10 protein-coding genes, 1 tRNA gene and 1 pseudogene are annotated in these 11,052 nt (G+C 43.7%); 3 read left to right on the plus strand and 9 right to left on the minus strand.

The genetic code is table 11. The features are described from left to right. Positions 1-157: 157 nt before the first annotated feature. Both HMPREF3140_RS18750 and HMPREF3140_RS18755 read right to left on the minus strand, forming a co-directional pair. The gene (locus tag HMPREF3140_RS18750; protein WP_070553061.1) at positions 158-850 is read right to left on the minus strand and encodes a hypothetical protein; all 693 of its coding nucleotides are present in this window, start codon (positions 848-850) and stop codon (positions 158-160) included. Then, complete coding sequence (locus HMPREF3140_RS18755) at positions 847-2,247, minus strand: tyrosine-type recombinase/integrase (protein ID WP_020323778.1); 1,401 nt, start codon at positions 2,245-2,247, stop codon at positions 847-849. Before HMPREF3140_RS18755 ends, HMPREF3140_RS18750 begins: the two co-directional genes overlap by 4 nt. A gap of 151 nt (positions 2,248-2,398) precedes the next feature. On the opposite strand from HMPREF3140_RS18755, the gene HMPREF3140_RS28885 reads away from it, so the two are divergent. The 3 genes from HMPREF3140_RS28885 (at position 2,399) to HMPREF3140_RS28890 (ending at position 4,359) form a co-directional block, all read left to right on the plus strand. Further along, positions 2,399-2,470, plus strand: a tRNA-Thr gene (locus tag HMPREF3140_RS28885). A 163-nt stretch (positions 2,471-2,633) separates the two neighbouring features. After that, positions 2,634-3,815 (plus strand): tyrosine-type recombinase/integrase, encoded by a 1,182-nt coding sequence (locus HMPREF3140_RS18760; RefSeq protein ID WP_032410878.1) that lies wholly within the window; start codon positions 2,634-2,636, stop codon positions 3,813-3,815. Between the two features lie 397 nt (positions 3,816-4,212). Further along, positions 4,213-4,359 (plus strand): hypothetical protein, encoded by a 147-nt coding sequence (locus HMPREF3140_RS28890; protein WP_153244818.1) that lies wholly within the window; start codon positions 4,213-4,215, stop codon positions 4,357-4,359. A gap of 517 nt (positions 4,360-4,876) precedes the next feature. On the opposite strand, the gene HMPREF3140_RS27630 is transcribed toward HMPREF3140_RS28890, so the two are convergent. The 7 genes and pseudogenes from HMPREF3140_RS27630 to HMPREF3140_RS18790 all read right to left on the minus strand — a co-directional run. Beyond that, positions 4,877-5,425, minus strand: coding sequence for a response regulator transcription factor (locus HMPREF3140_RS27630; RefSeq protein ID WP_004147227.1), 549 nt, complete (start codon positions 5,423-5,425; stop codon positions 4,877-4,879). 241 nt (positions 5,426-5,666) lie between these two features. Then, a complete protein-coding gene (locus HMPREF3140_RS18770; RefSeq protein ID WP_004147225.1) occupies positions 5,667-6,566 on the minus strand; it encodes a DUF6685 family protein in 900 nt (299 codons plus the stop codon). Between the two features lie 362 nt (positions 6,567-6,928). Then, positions 6,929-7,726 (minus strand): hypothetical protein, encoded by a 798-nt coding sequence (locus HMPREF3140_RS28395; protein ID WP_023279255.1) that lies wholly within the window; start codon positions 7,724-7,726, stop codon positions 6,929-6,931. A gap of 346 nt (positions 7,727-8,072) precedes the next feature. Continuing rightward, positions 8,073-8,570, minus strand: a complete 498-nt coding sequence (locus HMPREF3140_RS18775) for a fimbrial protein (RefSeq protein WP_023279257.1) — start codon at positions 8,568-8,570, stop codon at positions 8,073-8,075. A 10-nt stretch (positions 8,571-8,580) separates the two neighbouring features. Beyond that, positions 8,581-9,249: a fimbrial protein gene (locus HMPREF3140_RS18780; RefSeq protein WP_023279258.1), complete on the minus strand. Its 669-nt coding sequence runs from the start codon at positions 9,247-9,249 to the stop codon at positions 8,581-8,583. Positions 9,250-9,300: 51 nt separating this feature from the next. Next, positions 9,301-10,083 carry a fimbria/pilus periplasmic chaperone gene (locus tag HMPREF3140_RS18785; RefSeq protein ID WP_004147220.1) on the minus strand — a complete coding sequence of 261 codons (783 nt, stop codon included), beginning with the start codon at positions 10,081-10,083 and terminating at the stop codon, positions 9,301-9,303. 85 nt (positions 10,084-10,168) lie between these two features. Continuing rightward, positions 10,169-11,020: pseudogene (locus tag HMPREF3140_RS18790) on the minus strand (fimbria/pilus outer membrane usher protein); the annotation flags it as partial. Between the last annotated feature and the right edge of the window lie 32 nt (positions 11,021-11,052).

Here is an 11,052-nt window from a genome sequence, read left to right on the forward strand (position 1 = left end):
AGCAAAAGTTCGATTTATTCAACAAAGCCACTTAGATGCTGTTTGGTTTTTTTATTTCATTATCAGATTTTCGTTCGTATCGATTGATTGGTTTAATAGTGTTATAAAGCATAGCTCAACCAGCTCAAATCTGAGCTAATACAAATATTCAATAATATTATTGTTTATTTTTGATTTTCCCTTTGCCTCTCATTTTTTTCCATCGATATTCAAAAATTTCCTTGCGGCTGAACTCATTGGATAGTTTGTTCCATACATCCTTTTTGATTCCCTGCTTGCCGTTTTCTTGGTAGATCTCCAATGGTTCATATCCTAAATCTCTAATGGCTTTAAGAATAAGTATTTCGTGACGTTGATCCATGCTGGTTTTTTTATCTTCTCCATTTTTACTCGCAGAGGGGAAATAGTCATTTATCTGTTTTTTTAATTCAATTACAGTCGATTCCCGAAGCTTTTCCATTTCCTTTTTATAATGCTCCACATACATTTCTTTTGCTCTTTTTCTATTGCCGCTTTCGTTAATTTCGAGTCTCTCGATATCTTCAGATTCTTTTTCTATCTTCGTGATTAATCCAAATCCGAAAAATTCAATATCAACAAGAAAATCAACTAAATCATCTCTTTCGCATGGGATAGTAATGGCCGGTTTTGTGTAATCTCCTGTTGGATGATTAATTAAAATATAAAGCTCCTCTTTTGTTAACGAATCTCTTATCTCTTTGTTTATTTCTGAAGGAGGCGTTATCCATATACCATCTTCCTTTAAGGTCATTCCTGGTGCAGGCCAATCGTTACAATCACAAGGCTCTATATCAAAGATCATCATAATATCGATAAATCGAACTTTCATTTTTCAATTCTCGCTTGTGAGTTTTCAACCAAACGGATATGTGTTTTTTCTTTTTCAGGTGTGACAAAAAGTATCCCGGCCTGTTCAAGCACCCACTCTTCAATCTTAGTATGCCATTTGCGCAATAAATCTATTGGTCTGCGACGGTAGTGCTTTTCAGCTAACGCGCTGGGTTTGTGGCCCATGATTTGAGCAACAATCCCTACAGGTACTTCAATCCATTCGGAAAGAGTCCCGAAAGATCTTCTTAATCCATGCAGGCTGATGTGTGGTAAGCCTGCATTTTCCAATGCCCGATTATGTGCAAGGCGAGGTTCTTTGATACGCCCATCAGTGCTGCGGGCACTGGCGAAAACGTAGGGGTTATCTGTTATGCCATCGTTCAACTTTTGACGTGGTAAACTGTGAGCCAACATTGAAACATATGGCGTCAGCGGTATAACCCTTTCTCCCTCAATTTTGTCCCTGATAGTCATACTGTGCCATTTAAAATCAATGTCATTCCATTTTAGGTTCGCCAGTTCTTCTCGGCGAGCGCCAGTCAGCAGTAGGATTTGTAGGTAGTTGGAAATTGTCCGGTTGCTTAGTTGCTGCACTGCAGCGAACCAGTTGGCTAGCTGTTCTCGTTGCAAGCAATCATCTTTAGTTTCAGCACGAGCTAAGTGCTCTTTTACTTCATGGGACAGGCATACGTTCTTGTCCGCCAACCCAGACCATGGGCTTTGTTCAAGCCAAGATAAAAAAGCACGCAGCAACCGATAAGCATGGGCTGCAACACTAGGACGTTCATTACTTTCATGTTGTAGCCACTCGGCGAGTTTAGCCGCATTTAGTTCTTTGAGACGCAAGGGCATTAAAGAGGCTAGGGGGCCTGCAACTGTTTTACCCTTACCTCGGGTCTTTGATTTTCCACCAGGGGTAGAGAGATTGAAATGGTCGGTGATATAGCGAGGTGAACGTAGTTTGCCCGTTTTTGGGCTGCGAGTAGTTTTCAGGTGTTCTATGTAAGCCGACCATGCAACCTGAAGCGTAGTAGTTTCTCGTTCAGCCTGCATGAACTTTTCTTCTGCCGCTTTGCGACGTTCCTCTTTGGCTTCTCGTGGATCTATACCTGTATCGCACAGAGCTTGTAAGCGACGAGCTTCCTTACGGGCATTATTCTCTGAGCTATCTGCGGGGCCATCCAGACGCCACACTTTTACACTGCCGATAGTTATTCGCAATGACTTACCATGGACCCTGCTTTGGAATATGAATGCCTTATCTCCTGTTGCAGTAATTCGTAAACCTAGACCTGGCACCTCACTGTCCCAGTAGAAGGTTTGTACTTTGTTGGCGTCAGCTTTGGCTTTGTCGATAACACTGGTTGTGAGTTTGATGCGATTAGAGTTAGACATTAATTTTCACTCGATTACACGAACTTTCATGTAAGCTATATGTAAGCATTTGACGGGTATTAAGGTCAATGGTTATCCATGCAAATACATCTTTGATTTTATTTAATTCATTGTTATTATTGTATTTTTATATTTTAATCAACGTTAATGAATAAAAATAAATGATTGTTTTTTCGCATTCGTAATGCGAAGGTCGTAGGTTCGACTCCTATTATCGGCACCATTTCAAACGCTTCCCAAGTAAACCGAAATCAATTAAACCCAAGAATACTGCGCTTTGTAGCCCGGTTCTTATATTCCGTTATCAACTTGATTCAACCGAAATCAAGCACCTATTGGGGGCATAAGTGGGGGCATTCTGTGTTCGGTCCTGGGAGATGCCCCCAATGAAACTTAATGCGAGACAGGTAGACACGGCTAAACCCAGAGAGAAAGCCTATCAGCTGGCAGATGGTGCTGGTTTGTATCCTGAGGTTGTGCCCTCTGGTTCTCGATACTGGCGAATGAAATATCGCTTCAATGGAAAAGAGAAACGTCTGGCTTTTGGTGTTTATCCAGCAGTGTCTCTCGCACAAGCGAGGGCGCTACGTGATGAAGCCAAGAAAAAACTGGCCGAGGGTATCGATCCATCGTTTGCCAAGAAAGAAGAAAAGCTGGTTCGGGATGTGCGGCTCCATAATACATTTCAGGCTGTGGCGCTTGAATGGCACGGAACGAAGGTGAGCCGATGGTCAGAGGGTTATGCCTCCGACATTATCGAAGCTTTCAATAAAGATATTTTCCCCTATATCGGCCAGCAGCCGGTGAATGAAATCAAGCCGCTGGTTCTGCTGAATGTGCTGCGTAGAATGGAAAGCCGTGGCGCGACAGAAAAGGCTAAGAAGGTTCGCCAGCGCTGCAGTGAAGTCTTTCGTTACGCCATAGTTACCGGCCGTGCGGAATACAATCCTGCAGCGGATCTAACCAGCGCGATGTCAGGGCATGAATCGAAGCATTATCCCTTCCTTACCGTTGAGGAGTTACCAGACTTCTTTAAAGCTCTCTCTGGCTATACAGGCAGCCCGTTAATTGTTCTTGCCGCACGTTTGCTGATCCTTACGGGAGTTCGTACCGGCGAGCTTCGAGGTGCTTTCTGGAGTGAGTTTGATCTTGAAAAAGCGGTGTGGGAAATTCCCGCGGAGCGTATGAAGATGAAACGCCCTCACCTTGTCCGCCTCTCTACCCAAGCGCTGGAGATCGTACAGCAGCTCAAAGTGATGTCTGGGCAATATCCTCTTGTGTTTCCAGGGAGGAATGATCCCCGCAAAACGATGAGCGAAGCGAGTATTAATCAGGTGTTTAAGCGGATTGGGTATACGGGGAAGGTAACGGGGCATGGTTTCCGTCACACCATGAGCACAATCTTACATGAGGAAGGATTTAATACTGCGTGGATTGAGACCCAACTTGCGCACGTGGACAAGAACGCGATTCGTGGGACGTATAACCATGCGTTGTATCTGGAAGGGAGGAAAGAGATGATGCAGTGGTATGGGGATTACGTGGATAGTTGCGAGAGTAACAATTAAGTTAGCGTATAAATACCGCCCCAAAAAAGACTAAAAGAAATGCTGTAGCTATATGTTGCAGCGTTTTTTCACGTAACGCAGGATTTTTGATCATGTTTAGGCATAACAAGGCCTGAAAATTGTCAATGCGCAATTTAATGAATTGTCTGCTTAGCACAAAGCGGACGATCGTGAACAAGAGGCACAAATTTTCCCCAAATGGAACCATCGGAGCCGCAAAGCGGTGACGCTCACCCTGTAAGGACGCTACGTTCAAAACAAGCTTAAAATTCCCCATATCCAAACTGATCCGTATTAATGGGCACTGATCGCTCTCGGCCATCAACAGCTCTGGCTCCGCCCTCCTGAAGATTATGGTGTAAATACTTGGCTGATTGTCACCTGGGACGGTCTGACGGTGGCTGAACGTATTCTGGTCTCAGGCTCCTGGTGGCTGACCGCGAATGCCAGCGTCATCTACACCAATCCTGAAGGGATTGTTCCAGGCGATCTGGAAGAACTCACTTGGCTCTCGGTGCAGCGGCGAATGAAGAACAGAATCTGAACCGGCCGGGAAATAAATGGCAGGACGGGATTTATTAACAGATCATCGGTACAGAAAAAGCTATTTAAAAAAAAACGTCAGAACCGGAGATATTAGCAAGCGACAGCGACTGACAGAATAACGCATGTTTGAATTACATGCCTGATCACGGTACAGCTTAAACCGAAGGTTACCGGCGTGCTTCGGACATTCTGATTGGTCATATTGATGCGTCGGGACGGGACCAGGATTTTCTGGTTTAACCGGTTTTTTTCTCGTCAGGCATCACATCGAGCTCCTTATCAAATAAATTATTGGACTGTCTCTGGTACTAGGTGAATAGATCTTTACGTATGATGAACTCCTCAAGGGACATAATCAGTATGTTAGAAAATCACTAAAGGTGAATGGTCCGCTTTATCGAGATGCTTACACTTGATGCCCTCTGCTTTTTATCTATGAGCGCCACATCTATCTTTATCCGGCTTTATTGTGTAAGACGTTTCCTGTTATGTTTCTATTCATTTGGCTCAACTATTTATTCCAAATAAATCATCTTAATTAAAAGCCTGCAATGAAATAAATTACAAGCCTTATCCACCCCAAGTTTATTACAAGCATTACTCCTGTGAGCATATACGGTTTTTATTTGCAAGCCTAATCTTTTGGCAATGTTTTTAACGCTGGTTCCTTTTATTGATAAATTTAAAACACATACCTCCCGAGGGGAAAGGACCACCTTTTTAAAATATCCGCAATTTTTTTCATTTATTAAAAATGTAAATTTTTTAATATTCATTGATGTGAAATCTTTACTTAAAATTTCTATAGGGTTTATAATAAAATTAGCAGGCGACTCACAAGAATGCATGCAAATTATATTTAATGATAAGTTATTCACTACCATACCTTCCAATAAACAAACAACATCAATACTATCATCGAAAAAAATAGTATCACCTGCACTAAAATTTAGATGTTTTGGATTATTGCGTTTAATTGTGCGAATTTTTTTGCTTTTATAGGGCTTCAGTAAAGAATCCAAACCAACAAAAAGATAATGATTATTAGTGGCTATGTAAAACATTTTTCAGGCTATCCTGTTACGTGTTTATTAAAATGATTAGTTTGTAAATTATTTTGTAAGGAATCTTTCTAAGGGAAGAAAGATTCACGACTGGGTTTTCTCCATGCGTAATTACTCTGAAAATCATCAATCATTTGCATATATGTCTAAAGGTTGTTTTTTTAATTTCCGTCTGAACCCGAAGTTAGTGTGATAAAGAGATACGTACGCCTTTGAGGCCAGTTACTTTGTACAATTCATTTTATTTTTGCTGTAATAAATACTGATTAACTGAAGCAAATCCAGCCTGTGTCAAAAAACGTGATACACGCGCTGGAATGATTTTATCCCGTTCTAGCCAGATAATCCGATATTTTGTGTTTTCCCCGTTTTCCCAATCTGGAGCATTTGATATACCGAGGGGAATTTTCACTCTCAACAAACAGTCTAGTAATATTCCGTACACCTCTTTATCGGGCAACAAATATAAATCCCACACATCTGTCAGTTGCTGTACTTTCTTTAAATTTAAATTAAAAGAATTCAGTTCACCTTTCAGTTGAACAGGAACCCCTAACTGAATCGACAAATACCTGACGGCAGTAAAGTGTTGAATGCCATCAATATTGTTCCAGTACAGGCGACCTGGCATCCAGGAATATTGGCTGAAAAACATTTTATATAGTCGTAATCTATGATGGTCAAGGTTTTTCCTGAGTTGGTCGACACTAATCGGTGTAGCTAATTCCCGGCTAAATTCCAACGCGAAATCATCTAGTGTGGCAATATTTATATCAGAGTTATTAGACGAACTTAGCCCCCCGACACTGGAAATGTCGCACCGATAATTTTTTATTACGGTATTACTGACCAGACCATCCAGCTGAGGTATATGGCGATGGAGCAAATCGTAATCACCATTATGACCAGGATGCAGATAGCATATATGATTTTCTTCGTAATTGAGCCATGTTTGCCATTTAATGACCGAACGTAGCCATATTGTATTCTGTATATGTGGCCTTTTAGCTTTCAAAACGCCATAATGGACTCGCCGACTTAATGTAGCCGGATAGCCAAGGGAGTCCCAAAAACCATCATGTATGGAGTGAATGATTTTTTTCCATATAGGTCGGTTAGGTATGATATCCATTTTATCCATTCAGTTTATTCTTTTTTTAGGCTAACTACTGATTTTCTATCTGGCAACTCAATCTTTGGAGGGTTGTGCGATTTATCAAAATCAATGCCAACTCAGCGAGTTAATTAATAAATACAGTGTCATTTTAGGTTTTTCTCGTTTAAGCAATAGTTGACTAACTTTTGTGTATTTAAATTTATGCAGAGCGTTTTAATAACCATCTAAAATATTTGTAGTTTCGATGGTAATTAACCTTTAAAATGCACTGGTAGATATTTTTAGTTGTTCGGATACATAATTTCACATAGCTAGACAGTGATGTATATATTTATTTCCTGCACAACCAGAACCTCAAGGTGAATCCGCCTTTCCTGTTCTCATATTTATTGCACCGTAACATATATCACGCCATAGGCTTCGTAAGCACCGGGTTTTGCCCCAGGGAGTACGGTCAACCGCACCGATGCCAAGGGATCTACTGATACATACCGCTTGACAGATAATTTAGTGGTATTCGAAACAGAAGAACGTCCCACAGTCATCAGTCCGGTAACCCCTGGGCTGAAGGTTAGTATTTCTTTACCTTCTAGTGACTGTATTGTGACAGATAAATCTGCATCTCCATCGCATACCAGGGTAGTTGGGATAGCAATAGCAGGTGACTGTGTCCCCGGTTGAAAGTCCCCTAAATCAACATTTGATGCCGTAATCCAGCACTGAACAGGTTCTGCTTGCACTTGGTCAGCCCAGTAGGTGGTCCCGACCTTAGTAGGATTAGTATCTCCGATGCTTATCCAGATGCCGACATAAACCCCGTCTCTTCTTCCGTTGCAGTAATTTTCGGAATACGGTCTCTGCATCGGCGACATGGGACTCGTTAATATATGCAACGAGCTTAAGATAGCAGCAGGGCCATTTTTCGGGTACAAATACTTTACTGTACCTCGCCATAGGGTTCTTATTATATTTGCACTCATATTCCCGGCACTGCAGGTAAAGACATCAAGAGTCGTACGCGTTAGTCCAATATCGTTTGGTGGTGACACATTCATCGGTTCAGCCAATGTTGGTATATCACTTGTACTCAACCATGCCGGAAGTTCAGCACTCGCACCACAAGCTATTCCCCACGTTAGAACTGCTCCCCAGCCTCTGAATATATACTTAGTCATCCACTTCATTTCTGTGCCCCTTCTTCGTAAAAATCTGATTTTACTCATCCATGCCATATCTTGGCCAAAATACCTGCAAGGACAGCCAATGTTTTCTTATGCATCAATAATGCTCGAGAACCACTTCCTGATATTTTCGATAGTTTGTTCTTTCCACCTTGTTAACATTTACTCGTTCATCAAAGTTAATGTCTATTCTATCGATATCACTGATGGTATACGGCTGCGATACTATATGAATGCAGAGAAAGGTCGCATCTCCATTATCATCCATGGCCTATGCCATCTTCTTAGTCCCTGCCAGGCCGCAGGACAGCAGCTGGAACTTTATCGTTCTACTTATGTTATGCTCATATTACTGGTAATCTATTTTCAATGTGGCAACCGCAAAGAATTCTCCCGTCGAGAGAGTTACCCCACTATGTTTCACTGGGACAGCCCAAAGTTCGGGTTTGTCGGGGTACGTGAAATTCATCCAGGTATTGACAGATAATGGAGTCGCGTCGTTGAGTATTTTAATGCCCAGCGCCGGATTATCGGTTCCGAGCAATGTACCGTCAAAGCTCGTACTGGAACCCTGCATCTGCAACTTCATTGCGCGGGAAGAAGTATTTTTGCAGTCCAGCGTATAATTCACCGGCACACGGTAGTGATTTCCATCAACACGAGTGGCCATCATTTCTCCAAACGAAACGATAATATCCTCGTTGTTGTTGATGATGCAGGGAGGACTCACGATATTGACCTTCACCAGAAAAGCGGAGTTAGGAACTCCAGTTGCCTGAGTCGACAATCCACTCAATATGTTACACAACGCAAAAACAACCAAACGTCGTATCGTTATCACTCGCATTAACCCAACCTCACTCATAACTCAGATTAAAATCCACTACCGCCATATAACTGCCTGAGTTAAGATTGGCTAATGTCCGTTCCGGTATAACGGCATAACTCAGGGTGTTTTGTTCTGGCCTCAGGAAAAGCGGTTTCCCTTTGCTTCCCAGACGAACATCTTCTCCCTGCGCATCTACAAGCCGTAGACCCAATCCAGAGACTCCCTCCACCTTCACCAGTTGTGGGTTATCGACATCACGCATTGCTCGGAAACTCACCGTTACTGCTGGTTGATCTTCTGACCAGGTGAGAGCGCCTGTACGTTTATCGCGACCAATGACCGGACTGCGCAGACAATCTTCCAGATGCAATTCAATCCAGACAGGTTCTCCACGGGAGCCTATCTTCTGCAAGCGACCTGTTCCAATCTCGCCCAGCAGGACATCCTGATGCGCGCTTGCCATCTCGAGTCGACAGGCGCTTTCTGTCAACGCCCCATGTACAAATAGTGTACCGCTGGAGCCTTCAACATCCCCTTTTCCCTGTCCCAGGGCATATACTGGTGACAGTAAAAACACCATTGCTCCCAGTATCATCGGGATCATCAGCACTCCCCTAACAAATATGCAGTAATACTTCAGTTCAACCCCTCCGCATATCTTCCGTTGGCTTATGCCAACCTTGTAGGTCATGACCATATATTGCCTCTCTTCCCATAAATGACACCTGTTCTGCTAACTTTCACTTTGTCATGCTTTCGTCACTGCCTTCACCGCACATAAGTTGCCAGTACAACTGAAATTCAGTTGTGGTCGACCACCATAATCATTAACGTAGGTCAGCACAGGACTATTACCCATCTCCGCCACGCTCACCCGTAGAGGTAAGCTGCTCTTTGGCGGCACCATCACAGGCTCGAAGTTTTTGATACCCAAACCGTCTTTTTTAGTGGCAGCATCTACCAAAGTTATGTAATACGCTGTCGGATTGATGACTACATACTTGTCGTTTTCCTTACGCAAGGTCAGTTGCTCCTGCGGTGGCGGTGCGTTTTTGACCATCGCAATAGCTGCTGGGCGGTAGAACAGCTTGATGCGCGTTTGCAACGCAATTTGTAGCGTATTCGGCTTGTTACTCTTTGGCGGGATTTCTCGCAGGTTGAAGTAATAGACTGTCTCACGGTCCTGCGGCAGGTTTTTTGTCGCTGGCATTCCCTGGATTTTTACCTGGCTCGGCTTACCCGGTTCGATGCGTTGCACCGGAGGAAGTACTGTTAGCGGACTCTGGATTTTATTGCCCTGCTCATCTTCAATCCAGCCCTGTGCTAAATACGGTAACTGTTTGTTCTGGTTGCTGATGTTCAAGCTCACCGACTTCTGGCTGCCGTCAAAAATCACTCGAGTGCGGTCCAGCGCAATGGCCGCTTGCGTATTCTGGACTATCATCCCTCCGAAAAGGGCGATGGTAAACAATGCCCTCGAGAAGGTGCTGCTGTGAGAAGTAATTATCGTGTTCCGTAAATTGTTCTGCATTATTTCTTCCCCATAACGGAGGCCTGTGAATATTGTTAGTTAAGATCTTAAGCAGCTCTCGCCACTTCGCGACGCATGGTTGTTATCACGCAGCCGGCTTAATATCGTCGGCGCCAGGTATGCCCCCATCAAGCGGCTTACACAGTAGTCGCAATGTATTCATCAACATATCTGGTTGCAGAAGTGCAGGCATCCTCACTTCACACTGTGCTGAGCCTCCCCAATGCACCACCATGGTTTCTCCGGCATTAATACCGCTTAAATAAACGTTTCCACTATCATTGACGATACCCGTCTCCTGCTTTCGCTTATTTATAACAGTCGCACCGAACGGTGGTTCACTGCCATCAGCCAGCTTTATAGCTGCCATCGCTTTAGCGCCAGAAATTACATCAAATTTTCTGTAACCAATCGCCCCTTCAGTCAGCGTAGCCTGTACCACCGACACAGTGGCTTCAATGTTGTCACCCAACTGGTTCAAATCAATGCTTGCCTTGTTTCGGTAATAGCTGTTAACGTCACTAATTACCGCCTTGCCCCAGGCATTGGTACGGCTGGTACTGCCATAGCCACGGACCGGTACGTCCGGAACACCTTCAGTATCAATTAGCATCCTCGTCCCCCCCATCATTCCAGAGCGGTGCATTGCACCGCCTTCGGAAGTGAGAGTGAGTCCGCCCTGCATTGTTAAACCGATGGCACTGTAACGACCATCCTGGTAGCTGGCATTGGCACTCATGCGTGCCATGTCACCTTCATGGCTGTAATAACCGCTCACGCTCACTCCTCTGCTGGAGTTCCCTGCACTCAATTGATAGTTGTTGTGTTCGTCAACACGGTCGTAATATCCAACCCGATGGGTATTGTCGTTATGGCTGACCATCGCGTTGTAGCTAACCGTCGAACTATCACTCCACGGAATTGACATGGATACGTAGGTGATGGTGCCAACTTACTGATTTAGTGTAT

This window comes from Klebsiella sp. HMSC16A12 (assembly GCF_001808265.1).
Taxonomy (GTDB): domain Bacteria; phylum Pseudomonadota; class Gammaproteobacteria; order Enterobacterales; family Enterobacteriaceae; genus Klebsiella; species Klebsiella pneumoniae.

Bases quoted from the DNA above. Each gene is read 5' to 3' on its own strand.
- HMPREF3140_RS18750 (WP_070553061.1), bottom strand. From the start codon at position 850: ATGAAAGTTCGATTTATCGATATTATGATGATCTTTGATATAGAGCCT.
- HMPREF3140_RS18755 (WP_020323778.1), bottom strand. From the start codon at position 2,247: ATGTCTAACTCTAATCGCATCAAACTCACAACCAGTGTTATCGACAAA.
- HMPREF3140_RS18760 (WP_032410878.1), top strand. From the start codon at position 2,634: ATGAAACTTAATGCGAGACAGGTAGACACGGCTAAACCCAGAGAGAAA.
- HMPREF3140_RS27630 (WP_004147227.1), bottom strand. From the start codon at position 5,425: ATGTTTTACATAGCCACTAATAATCATTATCTTTTTGTTGGTTTGGAT.
- HMPREF3140_RS18770 (WP_004147225.1), bottom strand. From the start codon at position 6,566: ATGGATAAAATGGATATCATACCTAACCGACCTATATGGAAAAAAATC.
- HMPREF3140_RS28395 (WP_023279255.1), bottom strand. From the start codon at position 7,726: ATGAAGTGGATGACTAAGTATATATTCAGAGGCTGGGGAGCAGTTCTA.
- HMPREF3140_RS18775 (WP_023279257.1), bottom strand. From the start codon at position 8,570: ATGCGAGTGATAACGATACGACGTTTGGTTGTTTTTGCGTTGTGTAAC.
- HMPREF3140_RS18780 (WP_023279258.1), bottom strand. From the start codon at position 9,249: ATGGTCATGACCTACAAGGTTGGCATAAGCCAACGGAAGATATGCGGA.
- HMPREF3140_RS18785 (WP_004147220.1), bottom strand. From the start codon at position 10,083: ATGCAGAACAATTTACGGAACACGATAATTACTTCTCACAGCAGCACC.